Source organism: Curtobacterium sp. BRD11, from assembly GCF_031844345.1.
In the GTDB taxonomy this organism is placed as follows: domain Bacteria; phylum Actinomycetota; class Actinomycetes; order Actinomycetales; family Microbacteriaceae; genus Curtobacterium.
The window spans coordinates 223858-239711 of sequence record NZ_JAUZUZ010000005.1; the positions used below are offsets into that span (position 1 = coordinate 223858).

At 73.3% G+C, this 15854-nt stretch carries 13 protein-coding genes; 6 read left to right on the forward strand and 7 right to left on the reverse strand.

What is annotated here, in order from left to right:
* Positions 1 to 207 precede the first annotated feature (207 nt).
* Both Q9R28_RS13005 and Q9R28_RS13010 read right to left on the reverse strand, forming a co-directional pair.
* Positions 208 to 1503 (reverse strand): sodium:proton exchanger, encoded by a 1296-nt coding sequence (locus Q9R28_RS13005; RefSeq protein WP_311206289.1) that lies wholly within the window; start codon positions 1501 to 1503, stop codon positions 208 to 210.
* A gap of 349 nt (positions 1504 to 1852) precedes the next feature.
* Positions 1853 to 2497: a HEAT repeat domain-containing protein gene (locus Q9R28_RS13010; RefSeq protein WP_311206290.1), complete on the reverse strand. Its 645-nt coding sequence runs from the start codon at positions 2495 to 2497 to the stop codon at positions 1853 to 1855.
* A gap of 91 nt (positions 2498 to 2588) precedes the next feature.
* Between Q9R28_RS13010 and Q9R28_RS13015 the strand changes: the two genes are divergently transcribed.
* Positions 2589 to 3542: an aldo/keto reductase gene (locus Q9R28_RS13015; RefSeq protein ID WP_066652028.1), complete on the forward strand. Its 954-nt coding sequence runs from the start codon at positions 2589 to 2591 to the stop codon at positions 3540 to 3542.
* 156 nt (positions 3543 to 3698) lie between these two features.
* On the opposite strand, the gene Q9R28_RS13020 is transcribed toward Q9R28_RS13015, so the two are convergent.
* Together Q9R28_RS13020 and pyrE are read right to left on the reverse strand one after the other, a co-directional pair.
* Positions 3699 to 6185, reverse strand: coding sequence for a hypothetical protein (locus Q9R28_RS13020; protein ID WP_311206291.1), 2487 nt, complete (start codon positions 6183 to 6185; stop codon positions 3699 to 3701).
* The gene (pyrE, locus tag Q9R28_RS13025) at positions 6182 to 6733 is read right to left on the reverse strand and encodes an orotate phosphoribosyltransferase (RefSeq protein ID WP_066652024.1); all 552 of its coding nucleotides are present in this window, start codon (positions 6731 to 6733) and stop codon (positions 6182 to 6184) included. The genes Q9R28_RS13020 and pyrE overlap by 4 nt, the downstream gene beginning before the upstream one ends.
* Before the next feature lie 76 nt (positions 6734 to 6809).
* Here pyrE and Q9R28_RS13030 point away from each other — a divergent pair, with 76 nt between their 5' ends.
* From Q9R28_RS13030 to Q9R28_RS13040, 3 genes are all read left to right on the forward strand, one after another.
* Positions 6810 to 8498: a hypothetical protein gene (locus Q9R28_RS13030; protein ID WP_311206292.1), complete on the forward strand. Its 1689-nt coding sequence runs from the start codon at positions 6810 to 6812 to the stop codon at positions 8496 to 8498.
* 93 nt (positions 8499 to 8591) lie between these two features.
* Positions 8592 to 9950 (forward strand): M23 family metallopeptidase, encoded by a 1359-nt coding sequence (locus Q9R28_RS13035; RefSeq protein WP_251154127.1) that lies wholly within the window; start codon positions 8592 to 8594, stop codon positions 9948 to 9950.
* 218 nt (positions 9951 to 10168) lie between these two features.
* A complete protein-coding gene (locus Q9R28_RS13040) occupies positions 10169 to 11005 on the forward strand; it encodes an exodeoxyribonuclease III (RefSeq protein ID WP_311206293.1) in 837 nt (278 codons plus the stop codon).
* Between the two features lie 357 nt (positions 11006 to 11362).
* On the opposite strand, the gene Q9R28_RS13045 is transcribed toward Q9R28_RS13040, so the two are convergent.
* The gene (locus tag Q9R28_RS13045) at positions 11363 to 12286 is read right to left on the reverse strand and encodes an AEC family transporter (protein ID WP_066652019.1); all 924 of its coding nucleotides are present in this window, start codon (positions 12284 to 12286) and stop codon (positions 11363 to 11365) included.
* Between the two features lie 126 nt (positions 12287 to 12412).
* On the opposite strand from Q9R28_RS13045, the gene Q9R28_RS13050 reads away from it, so the two are divergent.
* Together Q9R28_RS13050 and Q9R28_RS13055 are read left to right on the forward strand one after the other, a co-directional pair.
* Positions 12413 to 13006, forward strand: a complete 594-nt coding sequence (locus Q9R28_RS13050) for a nitroreductase family protein (RefSeq protein WP_066652018.1) — start codon at positions 12413 to 12415, stop codon at positions 13004 to 13006.
* Between the two features lie 90 nt (positions 13007 to 13096).
* The gene (locus Q9R28_RS13055; RefSeq protein WP_311206294.1) at positions 13097 to 13855 is read left to right on the forward strand and encodes an HAD-IIB family hydrolase; all 759 of its coding nucleotides are present in this window, start codon (positions 13097 to 13099) and stop codon (positions 13853 to 13855) included.
* Positions 13856 to 13946: 91 nt separating this feature from the next.
* Here Q9R28_RS13055 and Q9R28_RS13060 read toward each other — a convergent pair whose 3' ends face one another.
* Both Q9R28_RS13060 and Q9R28_RS13065 read right to left on the reverse strand, forming a co-directional pair.
* Positions 13947 to 14570 carry a phosphoribosylanthranilate isomerase gene (locus Q9R28_RS13060; protein ID WP_209684114.1) on the reverse strand — a complete coding sequence of 208 codons (624 nt, stop codon included), beginning with the start codon at positions 14568 to 14570 and terminating at the stop codon, positions 13947 to 13949.
* A 64-nt stretch (positions 14571 to 14634) separates the two neighbouring features.
* Positions 14635 to 15687, reverse strand: a complete 1053-nt coding sequence (locus tag Q9R28_RS13065) for a serine/threonine-protein kinase (RefSeq protein WP_066652012.1) — start codon at positions 15685 to 15687, stop codon at positions 14635 to 14637.
* Positions 15688 to 15854 lie beyond the last annotated feature (167 nt).

The following is a 15854-nucleotide window of genomic DNA, read 5'->3' on the forward strand; positions in this document are numbered from 1 at the left end:
GCCAGCCCTCCCCGAGCCTCCCGTCCCACGATTCCCGTCGCACGACATGCCGCTCACCTCCGCCGCCGACGGCACGTCGTGCGACCGGAACGGCCGCCGACGGCACGTCGTGCGACCGGAACGGCCGCCGACGGCAGGTCGTACGACCGGAACCGACCGCAGCCGCAGCCGCCGCGGCCGCAGCCGCGGGCGGAGCCGCGCCGCCGCCTACGCGGCCGGAGCGCCGGCGGCGCCGGCCTGCCGGAACGGCGCCCGCAACGTCGGCACGATGTCCTTCCGGTTGATCCACAGCACCACGAGCGCCGCGACCACGTGCACCCCGCTCAGCACCCACCGCCCGCTCGTGTCCGTCACCACGAACTGCACCGCGAACAGCGCCACGAGCGCGATCGCCGACCACCGGTGGAAGCGCAGCGCGATGATGATCGCCACGCCCAGCACGGTCTGCGACGCGGTGAGCACGAACTCCTCGACCTGCCGACCGTCGAGCGGCAGCCCGCCCGTCGTCCCGCCACCGAGCACGTGGGCGATCGGCAGCGACCCGACGAGCAGCGACCACTGGTTGACCTTCGACGCGATGAGCGTCCCGATCGCCGCGCCGCCCATCCCGCGCAGGGCGAAGAGCGCTGCGACGATGAACTCGGGCGCCTCGGTGGCGAGCGGCGCGAGCCACTGCACGAGGAAGTAGCTGTCGATGCCGAGCGCGCTCCCCGACTCGACGAGCGCGTCCGCGAACGGCTCCGCCGACGACAGGATGACGGCGGCGGCCACGAGGAACAGTGCGACGATCGTCCAGCGGCGCGCACGCTGCGGCATCGAGGCGATGTTCCCCGCCATGCCGACCATCTCCTCGTCGCCGCCGTCGTCCGGCGCCTGCGACGCCCGCCACAGGTACGCGACGAAGGCGGCGAGCAGCACGAACCCGAACCACAGCGGGATCGAGCCCATCAGCGGGATGAGGAACGCGACGACCGCCAGGAGCGCCAGGAAGCCGATGTCCAGCCGCGAGGACTGCTCCAGCTGCAGCACCTTCGTCGCCGACCGGGGCAGGGTGCCGGCGCGGACGTACCGGCGGGCGACGAGCAGCGAGATCACCACGACGAGGGGCCAGCCGAACCCGAGCAGCAGCCGGTTCGAGCCGGTCATGTTCGCGGCGGCGAACTGCTCGTACGACGGGTCGTACCCGGAGCGGAACGCGTAGTACAGGTCGACGGCGTACTCGGGCAGCACGGCGATGAGCGCGAGGATCGCGATGGCGAGGGCGCCGGAGATGTCCTTCTGCGCGGCCTCGGCGGCCCAGGCGAGCAGGAACGAGGCGGCGACCACCGCACCGCCGAAGACCAGCAGGTCGACGACGGGGTTCGGGGCGGAGCCCGTGACGCGGAAGACCACGGCGGGCAGGGCGATCACGATGCAGATCGCGATGCGCCCCCAGGCGCTGCGGCCCATGCGGGCGGGTGGTGCGTCGGCATCGACGACGCGGACGGGTGAGGTGTCGATCACGGGATGGTCCCTTGGTCGGGCCGCACCGATCGCGCAGGGGTGGGGAGCGCTTCGGCACGGCAGAACGGCCGAAGGTCTCGCTCGCCCGCCGGGTGGGACCGGCAGGTGGTGCACCGGGCCGATCGTCGTGATGGCCAGTGTGTCGATGCACGCGCTGGGAGCTACTCCCCTTCGCCGTCCACCTTGGCGCGCTCCGATCCGCGTGCGCAAGCCGATCGAGCCTGTTCGTCGATCCGAATCCGCGTCTTCCGCGGCCCGCCCCGGAACGGCGGGACACGCTCGTGGCGCACCGTGTGACGGACGGGAGGCCCGTGGCGGCGCAGCCACGGGCCTCCCGTCCGTCAGGTGGTCACCCGGAGGCGCGTTTGCCGCGTCCGAGCGCCATCTCGCGACGGGCGCGTTCGAGCGCGAGCGCCGATCCGGCGTCCGGGTCGGCGAGCAGTCGTCCGGTCTCTTCGACGTGCGCGCGCACGGCCTCGCCGCGACGTTCGGACGCGTCTGCCAGGACGGGGGCGACGACGTCCTCGCCGAGCGAGACCAGCGCACGGCTCAGCGCGAGTCGGGTCTCCCGGTCACCCTGACCGAGTTCGCGGGCGAGGCGTCGGGCGAGGGCGGGACCCTCCTCGGCCGGAGCGAGCAGGACGGCCGCGCGCCAGGCCGTCCGACGCACACCGGGGTCGTCGTCGCCGAGCCGGTCGGCCACCTCGGGGTACACCGACCCGTCGCGGATCTTCGACAGGGTGTGGAGCGCCTGCGAGCGCGCCTGCGCCTCCGGACGGTGCAGCTCGTGCGTCAGCCGGGGCACGACGGTCTCCGCCGGCAGCCTGACGAGCGCCCAGGTCAGGGCCTCGCGCACCTGCAGGTCCGGCTCGACGGCGCAGCGTTCGACGAGCACCTCGAGGTCGGACGGCCTCGCCTCGGTGCCGGCGGCCATCACGGCACGGAGTCGGACGGACGAGCGGGGGTCGGTGAGGTCGTCGGCGAGGGTGGTCATCCCCTCATGCAACACCGGGTACCCGCTGGTCACGTGCACGGAGCCGGGGCATAGCGTGGACGAGACCCGTACCGCACCGGAAGGACTCCCCATGCCCCGCATCGGAACCAGTGACCTGCACGTGTTCCCCCTCGCCCTCGGCGGCAACGTCTTCGGCTGGACCGCCGACGAGCAGACCTCGCACCGGGTGCTCGACGCGTACACCTCGGCCGGCGGCGACTTCGTCGACACCGCGGACGTCTACTCCGCGTGGGCGCCGGGCAACGAGGGCGGCGAGTCGGAGCGCGTCATCGGCTCGTGGCTCCGCGCGTCCGGGAAGCGCGACGACGTCGTGGTCGCGACGAAGGTCTCGCAGCACCCGCAGTACAGCGGGCTGTCGGCGTCGAACGTCGCCGCGGCTGCCCGCGCGAGCCTCGAGCGGCTGGGCACCGACCGGATCGACCTGTACTACGCGCACTTCGACGACCAGGACACCCCGCTCGAGGAGACCGTCCGCGCGTTCGACCAGCTCGTGCAGGAGGGCCTCGTCCGGTACACGGCGATCTCGAACTACTCGCGTCCGCGTGCCGAGGAGTGGATCCGCATCGCCAAGGAGAACGGGCTGGCGCTGCCCGTCGCGATCCAGCCGCACTACAACCTCGTCACCCGTGAGCCCTACGAGTCGGACATCGCCCCGCTCGCAGCGTCCGAGGGCCTGGGGGTCGTGCCCTACTTCGCCCTCGCCGCCGGGTTCCTGACCGGGAAGTACCGCACGAAGGACGACTTCGCCGGCAAGGACCGCGAGGGGCAGGTGTCGGGCTACTTCTCGGACGAGGGACTGGCCGTGGTCGACGCGCTCTCCCGCATCGCCGAGGCGCACGAGGCCGAGATCGCATCGGTCGCCCTCGCATGGCTGCAGGCCCAGCCGGACGTCGTCGCGCCGATCGCGAGCGCGCGGAACACCGAGCAGCTGCCGGCGCTCCTGGCGTCCGCGGACCTCGAGCTGGGCGCCGAGGAGCTCCGCACCCTGGACGAGGCGTCCGCGCGGGTCCCCGCCGCGTCCTGACCGGCGCCGCCCGCCCCGCCCCCGCGACCCCGCGCCCCCGCCGGCCCCGGCCCTGCGGCGCGGCTACCCTCGCGAAACGCAACGTCGGCGGTTGCTCGCAGCGGTACAACGCTGCGAGCAACCGCCGAGGTTGCGTCTTGGGGAGAGAGGGGCGGGTCAGGTGCCGCTCGGGGCGAGCGAGCCCGTCAACGGCTGGCCGCTCGAGCGCGTCGCGAAGCACGAGATGAAGGTGTTGCCGCGGTCCCAGGTCTCCTGGTCGGGCGCGTAGGTGCCCTGCACCTGCACGTCGCCGTACCGCGCCGCCGCCGCGGTGTCGACGGCCTGGGCGGTCTGGCACACCTGCGCCGCCTGCGCCGCCAGGTCGTCCGGCCCCGGCCACGCTCCGGCCTCGACCTGGATGCGGGAGGTCAGCTGCCCGGCGTGCGCTGCCGCGCAGTCGACCACCGTGAAGGACTGCGCCCAGGCGTCGGTGAACGGCGACAGGCACTCACCGCCGGCGAGCTCGTTCCAGGCGTGCTCACCCGGGGCGGCCTGGGTGGTCGCGAACTGCAGCGGCGGTGCGGGGGCCGCGGCGGCCTCGGTGGACTGCTCTGCCGAGGGCTCGTCCGAGGGAGCGGCCGACGCAGCGGCGGACGACGCGCTCGCCGCGGGAGCGCTCTCCTCGCTGATGGAGTTCCCGAGGATCCAGCGGGTGAGCCCGAAGACCGCCACGAGCAGCACCACGATGAGCACGACGGCGCCGATCACGAGCAACTGCTTGCCGCGCTTGCCCTCGCCCGCGAGCCGACCGAAGCCCTCGTTGATGAAGTTGTCCCGCCCGCCGCCGTCGCCGGGAGCCGTGCTCCCCGAGGCCGCGCGGTCGGGAGCCGTCCCACGGGTTGCTGCGCGTGCACCGGGCGTCCCGTCACGACCGGGAGCGCCGGCCGGAGCGGCGACCGCGGGCATCATGCGCGTCCCCGAGTCCTCGGGGTCGTACCCGGTGTCGCCGAGCTGCCCGACCGCAGCCGTGCCGAACAGGTCCTTGATGACGCTCGTGTCGCTCGTCTCGCGGCCGTCCCACTCGTCCTGGTCGAGGTCGTCCGGTGCAGCGGCGGGCAGGCGCTCGACGGGGTGCTCGTCGTACCGCTCGTCGTGGACGTCGTCATCGTCGCGGCGGTCGCTGCGGGCGTCGCGATCGCCGGCCAGCCCCCGGAGGTCCTGGCCGACGGACGGCGGGAGGTGCGCCGGGTACGCAGCGGTGGCGTCCGACGACGCCGGTTCGATCAGCGGCGGCGCCGCGGTCGGCGGCACGATGGCGTCGGGCTCCGCCCACCAGGGGGTCGCCGCTGCAGCGACGGGCATCGGCGCGTCGGCAGCGGAGTCGTCACGTCCGACACCGCCCACGGCCGGCAGCGCCGTCGTCCGTGCATCGTCGTCGCGGTGTTCGCGGTCGCCCCGGTCGTCATCCTGCACCGCCGGCAGCGCCGTCGTGCGTGCCACGTCGTCGCGGTGTTCGCGGTCGCCCCGGTCGTCGTCCTGCACCGACGGCAGCGCCGTCGTCCGTGCCACGTCGTCGTCCTTCGCATCCTCCGGGGCCGACGTCGGCACCGGAGCGGGTACCGGCAGCGGTGCCGGCACCGGCGCCGCGAGCAGCCCGCTCGGGAGCCCACCGGCAGGCGTGTCGACCTCGCCCGCGACCACGTCGTCGTCCGCCTCGTCCGCGAGCGACCACGACCCCGCCCCGAGTGCCGTGGTGTCGAACCGGCCGGTCGTCAGCGTCGTCGGGACCTCGCCGGTCTCGTCGTCCCGGATCGCCCAGTCGAAGGGTCGTTCCGTCGCGCCGGCCGGGGCAGCGTCACCCGCTCCCTGCAGGCGCAGCAGCTCGGTGAAGCTCGGCGGCTCGTTCGTGGGTGCCGGCGCGGGCGGCAGGACGTTCTCGACCCCGAGCGGCTGCGCGACCGGCCCGGTCGGCGTCGGCGCGGGCGTTCCCGGCTGTGACCCGGTGACCCGCCCGAGCCAGTCGACGTCGCTGCGCCCCTGGCCGAACGGGTCGGCACGTCGTCGCTCGTCGTCGACGGCGCGGTTCTCGGCAGCGCGCTCGTCCCGGTGGCGCATCGCGGTCGGCAGCGAGATCGAGGACGGGTGCGAGACCGTGCTCGTCGGCGGCACCGGCGCAGCGGGCGGGATGCGGTCCCCGAGCGTCTCGCGCTCGTGCTCGACCGTCGCCTGCGGGTTCTCCGACGGCTCGCGGAGCTCGTCGCCCATGTGGATCGCCTGGGTCGCCCCGGCATCCTCGTCGGACTCGGATCCGGACGCAGCCCCGGACGTGGACCCCGGCCCGGACCCGGCCTCACGGTCGCCGACGGGCGGCGCCGGCACGACCGGTGCGGGCGCGACCGGTGCGGGATCGACGGCCTCCGGCTCGAACGGCTCCGGCAGCGGCGCGCCGGTCTCACGAGCGGCCCGCTCCGCCTCGCGCCGCTCGCGGCGCGAGGGCCACTCGTCGGCACCACGCGGCGCACCGAAGATGTCGGCGGCACTGCGGAGACCGCGGAACGGAGCGTCCGAGCCGGACGCGCGCAGGGCCTCCCGGTCGTCCGCCCCGTCTGTCGGGCCGGACGGACGGTCGGGATCGCGCGCGTCGTCCGGACGCTCCCCGGTCACGCGCTCAGCCCCAGGTCGGCCAGTCCGATCGCGGCGAAGTAGGGGTAGCCGGCCGCCTCGATGCGCTCCTTCGCGCCGGTGTCGCGGTCGACGACGACGGCCACTGCGGCGATGATCGCGCCCTCGCGCTCGAGCGCCTCCGCGGCCTTGAGCGGCGAGCCGCCCGTCGTGGAGGTGTCCTCGAGCACGACGACGCGCTTGCCGCGGACGTCCGGACCCTCGACCTGGCGGCCGCGGCCGTGGTCCTTCGGCTCCTTGCGCACGACGAACGCGTCGTAGGAGAGTCCGCGCGCCGCGGCCTGGTGCAGCACGGCACTCGCGATCGGGTCGGCGCCCATGGTGAGGCCACCGACGGCGTCGACGTCCGGCACCTGCTGCAGCAGGTCCGTCATCACCTGGCCGATGAGCGGAGCGACCCGGTGGTCGAGGCTCACCTTGCGCAGGTCGATGTAGTACGACGCCTGCTTGCCGCTGGTGAGCGTGAAGTCGCCGTGGAACACCGCGTCTGCGGAGATGTGCTGGATCAGCTGGTCGCGCGTGTCGGTCACAGCCCACAAGGGTAGTCGCTCGGCCCCGGAACGCCATCGCCAGGCGGCGTCACGGCTCGCTCGGTACGCTCCGCTCATGTCACCCGTCGCGCCCGGCCCGTCCGGCCGCGCTGCGGTCCCGGAGCCGGTCGCGATCGCTCCGGCGGGTCCGCCGTCGCGCCGCCGGTGGGTCGCGTCCGGCCAGGAGGCACTGGGCGCCGCCGTCGCGCTCGCCCTGGCCGTCATCGCCCTCGGCCACGTCCTGGTCACCGAGCGGGTCGCCCTGCTCTGGTACGACGGCGACTCCGTCCTGCTGCCGCTCGTCGAACGGTCGATCCGGCTCGGGCAGCCGTTCGAGTGGGCGATGTCACCGGCCCTGTTCTTCTTCCCCGAGCTGCCCGTCTACCTGCTCTGCTCCCTCGTCACCGCGACCCCGCAGCAGGCGCTGGCGCTGAACGGCGTGCTCGTGCTGCTCGCCGTGTACGCGCTGGTGCGGGCGGCGGCGAACGAGCTCATGCCGGCCGCACGCCGGTCGGCCAGGATCGCGGTGTCCGCCGTCGCGCTCGGGTTCGTGACCGCGATCGTGCTCACGGAGTACACGGCAACTGCGACCTCGCTCGAACTCGGATCACTCCTCCTGACGACGACCTACTACTACGGCGCTGTGCTCGCCATGCTCGGCACCGCGGTCCTGGTGCTCCGCGCGGTCCGGACCGGCCGCGCCTCCGTCGTCGTCCTCGTCGTGACCGGCCTCGTCGCCGCGTGCACCACGGCGTCGAACCCGTTGTACGTCCCGTGGTCGGCGGCGCCCGTCGTCGTGACCCTCGTGCTGCTCTCGCTCGCGCGACGCGTCCCCTGGCGTCCGACCGGGTGGATGTCGGCCGTCCTCGTCGCCGGTTCCGTCGTCGGGTACCTGCTCCGGATCCCGCTCGCCCCGTTCGTGTCGCTCGACCCGTCGACCTACGTGCACCCGGAGCAGGCGGGCCGGACGCTCGCCTTCTTCGCGGCGCTGACCGACGACCGCGCCGGGTCGGCCCGTGGCGACGCCGAGCTGCTGCTGCTCTTCGCGGGCGTGGTGCTGGCCGTCGGCGGCACGGTCTGGGCTTGGCGGGTGCGGACCGCGCGGACCGTGCTCGTCGCGACCGTGCTGCCGCTCGTGACGGTCGTGGCGGTGTCCGTCGGGGTGGTCGTCGCCGGGTCGGAGACACCGCGGTACCTCGAGCCGATCGTGACCGCACCGCTCCTGGCGCTCGTCGCCGTCGCCGAGCTCGTGCGCTCCGCCGTCCGTCGGACCCGGGTGCACCGGCCGCGCCGCGGCGTGCAGCTCGCCGCGGCGATCGCCGCGGCGGTGGTCCTGCTGGGTGGGGCGGCCGACGCCCCGACCACGGTCAGCACCGTCGCGACGGCCCGGTACGCGCCGGCGGACTGCCTGGACCGCTGGGCGGACGGACGGCAGGTCACCGGCGTCGGGCAGTTCTGGACCGTCCGGCCCCTGGCGGCGTACGCGTCCGACGACGTCGAGCTCCTGCAGGTCCGGGACACGTTCGAGACCTACCCGTGGCTCGTCGACCTCGGCGCCTACCGGGACGCCAGACCGACCTTCGTGGTGATCGGTGCCAACGACGTCTGGACGACCGCGGTCGAGGACTCGCTCGGGGCGCCGGCGACCATCACGCACTGCACCGGGTTCGACGTCTACGACTACGCGGGCACGGTCGGGGCGGCCGTCCTGCAGCGCGACGTGGTCGGCAGCGCGGACGCCATCCGTCGCGAGCGGGGCTTCTGAGGCGCGGTCGCGGCCCGCGATGCCGTCGGGAGTTCTCCACAGGCGGCGCGGCGGCGTGTCGCGCCGGCTGTACGGATGTATAGGCTCGACCCCGTGACTCGTCCCACAAGCCACCGCGTCCCGCGCCCCGCCCTCCGTCTCCGAATCGCCGCCACCGGCCTGGCCCTCGCCGGCCTGCTCGCGACGGTGCTCGTCGACGCGCCGAGCGCGAGCGCCGCGAAGTACCCCTCGTGGGACGAGGTCATGGCGGCCCGGGGGCAGGAGTCCGCGAAGCAGGAGCAGATCACGAAGATCCGCGGGGTCATCTCCGGGCTGTCGGACCAGGTGCAGGAAGCCGAGGCCGAGGCGAAGCGCCTCGGTGACGACTTCTTCGACGCGCAGAGCGAAGCGCAGGAAGCCGCGGCCACCGAGCAGAAGCTCCGTGCCGAGGCCGACGAGCACGCCGAGATCGCCGAGCGCAGCGCGTCGCAGGCGGGGCAGTTCGCGGCGCAGATGGCGCGGCACGGTGGCGCCGACGTGACGGCGTCGGTCCTGGCCGAGGGCGAGGACGCCCGCGACCTGCTGTACGACCTCGGCGCCCTGAGCAAGCTGTCGGAGCAGGCCGAGCGGGTCGAGGCAGCGGCGAGCGCCGACGCCTCGGTCGCCCGGTCGCTGACCGCGCAGGCCGACCGCGCGTCGAAGGCGCTCGACGAGCTCGCGGCCGAGGCCGAGCGCAAGATGCAGGCGGCCCAGGCAGCCGCCGACAAGGTCCAGGCCGCGTACGACGAGCAGCAGGAGAACAAGGCGCGGCTCGACGCCCAGCTCGCGACCCTGACCTCGGGGCGTGTGCGCACCGAGGCCGAGTTCGCCGAGGGTGAGAAGGTCCGCAAGGCGGCTGAGGAGAAGGCCCGGCAGGAGGCCGAGGCCGCACGGCAGCGCGAAGCCCAGCGGCTGGCCGACGCACAGGCGGCGGCAGCGAACCGCGGTGGCGGTGGCGGCGGCGGTGCGCCCGCTCCGGCTGCCGGCGGTGGCGGCGGGGGCGGCGGGGTCGGTTCCGGCTCCGGCACCGGCTGGGTGCGCCCCGGCGGTGGCTACGTCATCAGCCCGTACGGGTACCGCGTGCACCCGATCACCGGTCGCGTCACGAAGCACGACGGACTCGACCTGACGAGCGGCTGCTCGACGGCGATCGTCGCGGCCTCGTCCGGCACGGTCGAGTACGTCGGCTGGTACGGCGGGTACGGCAACTACGTCCGCATCAACCACGGCGGCGGTGTCTCGACCGCGTACGGCCACATCGTGAACGGTGGCTTCCGGGTCTCCCCCGGCCAGCGGGTCTCGGCGGGGCAGCTCATCGCCCTGGTCGGCTCGACGGGCAACTCGACCGGCTGCCACCTGCACTACGAGGTCCACATCAACGGCGCCACGATCGACCCGGCTCCGTTCATGGCAGCGCGGGGCGTCCGCCTCTAGTCCGGAGCGCACGGCGGGCGGCGCTCGTCACGCCGGCGCTGCACGGCGGGCGGCGCGCGTCACGCCGCGACTCCGACATCGCACCTGTCGATCGACGGGTGCGATGTCGCACACCCGGCCAGAGGCGTCGGGCCAGCGGCGTCGGGCCGGACGCGCCGGGTGTCAGCTCCTGGTCCGGCGCGAGCGGCGTGCCAGCCGTCACCGGTAGGTTCGATCCCATGCGCGTGGCGACCTGGAACGTGAACTCCGTCCGCACCCGAGTGGGCCGGATCGTCGACTGGCTGGTGCGCGAGGACGTCGACGTCCTCGGCATGCAGGAGATCAAGTGCAAGCCGGAGCAGTTCCCGGTCGAGGCGTTCGAGGCGGCCGGCTACCAGGTCGAGGCGCACGGGCTGAACCAGTGGAACGGCGTCGCGTTCGCCAGTCGCCTGCCGATGGAGGACGTCACCCGCGACTTCCCCGGTCAGCCCGGCTTCCTCAAGGGCCACGAGGGGCCGGACCTGCCGGTCGAGGCACGGGCGATGGGCGTCACCGTCGACGGTGTCCGGCTGTGGAGCCTCTACGTCCCGAACGGCCGGGAGCTCGGTGACCCGCACTACACGTACAAGCTCGACTGGCTCGCACAGCTGGCCGACCGCACGACCGAGTGGCTCGACGCCGAACCGGACACCCCGCTCGCGCTGATGGGCGACTGGAACGTCGCGCCGCTCGACCAGGACGTCTGGGACCTCCGGGTGTTCGAGGGCGCGACGCACGTCAGCGAGCCGGAGCGTGCGGCGTTCCGCGAGTTCGAGACCCGCGGGCTGCAGGACGTCGTCCGCCCCCTCGCGCCAGAGGGCTACACCTACTGGGACTACAAGTCGCTCCGCTTCCCCCGCAACGAGGGCATGCGCATCGACTTCGTGCTCGGGTCGCAGGCGTTCGCGGACGTCACCGTCGGCGCCACGATCCACCGCGACGAGCGCAAGGGTGACGCTCCGAGCGACCACGTCCCGGTGTCGGTCGACCTCGACCTGGAGACCTCGCTCGACGACGATCGCCCGATGATCTTCTGACGCCGGCCCGGTCCTGACCGACAGCCGGCGCCGCACCCGCGGTCGCGGAGCGCGCCCGCGCCCGACGTCCCCGAGCGCGCCCGCCGCTGACGTCCCCGAGCGCGCCCGTCCCTGTCGACTCCGAGCGCGCTTGTCCCTGTCGTCTCCGAGCGCGCCCGTCCCTGTCGTCCCCGAGCGCGCTCGAGGCCACCCTGTGCCCGCTCGGACCACCACGAGCGTGCACGACGTGCCGCGCGCTGGTCACCGACCGGGCTCGATCGGTCGGCCGACCCCGCTGACCGTGACAGGAATGGCCCGGTCGACATCGGCAGGCCCCGGCAGGGCACGCCCCGGCATCCCCCGGTCGGCGCGCCCGCGCTAGGGGTGCAGGAGCGCGGCGATGACGACCAGGACCGGGACGGCGCCGATCGTCGAGACGAGCACCACGTCGCGCGCCACCGGGACGGCCGCCTGGTAGCGCTGGGCGTAGTTGAACACGTTCTGGGCCGCCGGCAGCGCCCCCAGGGTGGTGAGGACGAAGACGTCCTGGTCGTCGAGCCCGAAGACGAACCGGGCGACGACGTACGCCACCGCCGGCATGACGAGCAGCTTGAGCGCCGAGGCCACGAGCACGTCCGGTCGTGTGGCACGGTCACGCAGCGGGGTCGCGCCGTGCAGGCTCATGCCGAACGACAGCAGCACCACGGGCACCGCAGCAGCACCGACCAACGAGAACGGTTCGAGCACGGGCGCCGGCAGCTCGAGGCGGAGCGCGGAGCACACGAGCCCGACGAGCGAGGCGATGATGATCGGGTTCCGGAAGGGTCCGACGACCCGGGACCGCCAGCCGCCACCGCCCGCCGTCGCCGCGTCGAGGACCGTCAGGGCGAGCGGGGCCAGCACGACGAGCTGCAGCAGGATGACCGGGACGACAGCGGTTGCCTGGCCGAGGACGTACACCGCGACCGGCAGACCGATGTTGTTCGCGTTCACGTAGCCGGACGCCAGGGCCCCGACCGTGGTCGTGGCGACGGACCGCCGGAGCACCAGGCGGAACACCGCGACGGCGACGAGCCCGACCGTGACGGCGCTGACCAGCGACACCCAGAGCATCGGGGAAAGCAAGGACTCGATGTGCGCCGTGGCGATGGTGTGGAAGAGCAGGCACGGCATGAGCACGAAGAACGCCAGGCGGCTCATCACGAACTGCGCGTGAGGGCCGAGCAGGCGGACGCGCCCGACCACGTAGCCGGCGGCGATGATCGCGCCGATGATCGCGAACCCCGTCAACACGCCACCCATCGCACCCATCCTCGCAGCCCGACGGCACGGACGGCGACCAGGACGGCAACGCGTGCGGCCGACCGGCGCACATGTGACGTCACTCAGCCGGGAAATGCGTTCGCATCGAATACCGTTGCAGGCACCATGACCTCGACGCCCGACACGCTCTCCCGTTCGACCGACTCCAGCCAGCCCCTCGTGCCGCTGCTCGAGGAGCGCTGGAGCCCGCGCTCCTACGACGACACCGCGACGATGACCGACGCCCAGCTCGACGCCGTCCTCGAGGCCGCTCGCTGGGCCGCGTCCGCGATGAACCACCAGCCGCGCCGCTTCGTCGCCGGCCGTCGCGGCACGGACACGTTCGCGAAGATCAACGACAACCTGCTCGGCTTCAACGCCGCGTGGGCCTTCCGCGCCAGCGCCCTGGTGGTCGGCATCCTCGAGACCACGACCGAGGACGGCGACGAGCGCCCCTTCGCACAGTACGACCTCGGCCAGTCCCTCACCGCGCTGACCGTCCAGGCGCACGCCGAGGGCCTCCACGTGCACCAGATGGCCGGCATCGATGCCGAGGGCCTCCGCGCCGCCTTCGACCTGCCCGAGCGCTTCCTCCCCTACACCGTGACCGCGATCGGCACCGTGGCAGACCCGTCGCAGCTCGACGAGAAGGCCGCCGAGCGCGAGGTCGCTCCGCGCACCCGCCTGCCCCTCGACGAGGTCGTCCTCGTCAAGGAGTAGGGACGACGCGCAGCAGCGCACGACGACGCGCACCGCTCCACGACGACGACCGGGACCCCGCTGCCCACCGGGCCTGACAGAATCGGTGTCATGACCACGCCCCGCCTCGTCGCCTTCGACCTCGACGACACCCTCGCGCCGTCGAAGTCCCCGCTCGACCCGCGCATGCTCGAGACGTTCGCCGCGCTGCTCGCCACCGTGCCCGTCGCGGTGATCTCGGGCGGCAACTTCCAGCAGTTCGAGCAGCAGCTCGTGCACCCGCTCCGCGAGCGCGAGGGCCTCGTGCTCGACGACCTGCACCTGCTCCCGACGTGCGGCACGGCGTACTACCGCTGGTCCGGGTCGGACTGGGCCCTGCAATACGCCGAGGACCTGACGGACGACGAGAAGGCCCGTGCCCTCGCGGCCGTCGAGTCGCAGGCGAAGGCCGCCGGCTACTGGGAGTCGGAGACCTGGGGCGAGATCCTCGAGGACCGCGGCTCGCAGATCACGTTCTCGGCGCTCGGGCAGTCCGCTCCGGTGGACGTCAAGAAGCGCTGGGACCCGACCGGCGAGAAGAAGGACCACCTGCGTCGACTCGTCCAGGCCGAGCTCCCGGACCTCGAGGTCCGCTCCGGCGGGTCGACCAGCGTCGACATCACCCGGAAGGGCATCGACAAGGCGTACGGCATGCGTCGCCTCGCCGAGCTGACGGGCATCCCGCTCGACGACATGCTGTTCGTCGGCGACCGCCTCGATCCCGAGGGCAACGACTACCCGGTGAAGGCGCTCGGCGTGCCCTGCCACGCGGTGGAGTGCTGGGAGGACACCGACGCGTTCCTCACGGACCTGATCCCCACCCTGCGCTGACGCGCACACGGACGGACGGGAGGACCGGTGCCAGCTGGCACCGGGCCTCCCGTCCGTCCCGTGGTGGCGTCAGGCGCGACGTCGCCCGCGGTCAGGGGATGCTGCGGACCGCCTCGACGAAGGAGCGGATCTTCGCGGCGTCCTTGACGCCGCGCTCCGACTCGACGCCGCTCGAGACGTCGACGCCGTCCGGGTCGAGCGCCTGCACGGCGGCGACGACGTTCGCGGGCGTCAGTCCACCCGCGAGGATCCAGGCCTCGTCGACCCGATCGGCGAGCGCCGCCGGGTCGACCAGCGTGCCACTGCCGGGCACCGCGGCGTCGAGCAGCAGCAGGTCGTGGTCGAACGCCGCGCGCTGCTCGGCGGTCTCGCGCAGGTAGTCGTCGGCGGACACCGCGCGGATGGTGAAGAAGCCCGCGTCGCGGGCACGGGCGAAGTCGCTGGCCGACTCGCGGCCGTGCAGCTGCAGGGTGGTGAGCCCGACCTCGGACGCGATGCCCACGACCTCGTCGATCGGCTGGTCACGGAAGACCCCGACGGCGTCGATGCCGTCGGGCACCCGCTCGACGAGCTCCTTGGCCAGGTCGGCCGTCACGGTGCGGGGGCTGCCGGCGGCGAACACGAACCCGACCGCGTCCGCACCGGCGTCCACGGCGGCGTCCACGGTCTCGGGCGTCGACAGGCCGCAGATCTTGATCCAGCGCTGGTCGGTCATGGTCCCATCCTGCCAGGGCCGACCGTCGGACGATGCCCTCGGGCTGCGCTGTGGACGAACCCGTTCAGTGCAGCGTGCCCGCGACGTACGCAGCCGCACACGCGGCGAGCACACCGAACGTGGCGAACGAGCCGACGAGCACGTTCCGGCGACGCCAGCGGCGCACCGCCGTGAAGGTCCCGCGCTTCGCGTGCTTGTGCGCCGCGCGGTGCAGCTTGTGGTCACGCTTGTGCTTCGTGCGGTCCGGCCCGAGCGGCACGGGACCGGTGATCTGCGTCGACCCGCCGCGCAACGCGTTCGCGACGGCCACGGCCGTCGGGCGCTTCGCCGGGTCGCGGTGCGTCATCTTGGCGAGCAGGTCCTTCCACTCGACACCCACTTCCGCGGGGACCTGCGGGTCGTTGCGGAGCCGCGCGAGGGCCGCCTCGATGAGGGTGCCGGAGTACTCCTGCTTGCCGGTCAGCGACTCGAGCAGCACCAGACCGAGCGAGTACACGTCGGTCGCGAAGCCGATCGGCTCACCGGCCACCTGTTCCGGGCTGAGGTACGCGGCGGTGCCGATGATCGTGCCGTCGTTCGTCAGGCGGGAGCCGTCGACGAAGTGGGCGACGCCGAAGTCGGTGAGCTTGACCGAGCGGACGAAGCCGGATGCGCCCTCGTCGTTGATGAGGATGTTCGCCGGCTTGACGTCACGGTGCACGATGCCGCGCGAGTGCACGTAGGCCAGGGCGTCGGCGAGCTGTGCGCCGAGGTCGGCGACCTCGTAGTTGTGCAGCGCACCGCCGGCGAGCCGACGGAGCAGCGTCGTGTCGGCGATGAGCTCCATCACGATGAAGCGGTGCGGGCCGTCCTCGAACTCGTGGGTCCCGGCGTCGTAGAGCGGGACGAGGCCCGGGTGCGAGAGCATGCTGAGCAGGCGGATCTCGCGTTCCTGACGGACGCGGTCGGCCGTGGTCATCGAGTCCGGTGTCGCGAACAGCTTCACGGCGACGAGCCGGTAGGTGTGCTCGTCGCGGGCCTCGTACACGGACCCCATGCCACCGGTACCGATGAGCTTGACGAGCCGGTAGCGGCCGGAGAGGACCGTGTCGGCTCGTGCGCTGTCGACCAGGGTCATGGTGCACGTCGTTCCGTCTGGAGCCATCGGGGACCGCGGCACACGCCGCGAACTGACTCGCCGTCAACGGTACGCGTCCCACCTCGATCCCGCAGGGGCGTTACGACATCGTGATGGGGGACAGATGCCCGTGGATCCGCGGATCTGCGGGGGTACGGTCCGGAGTC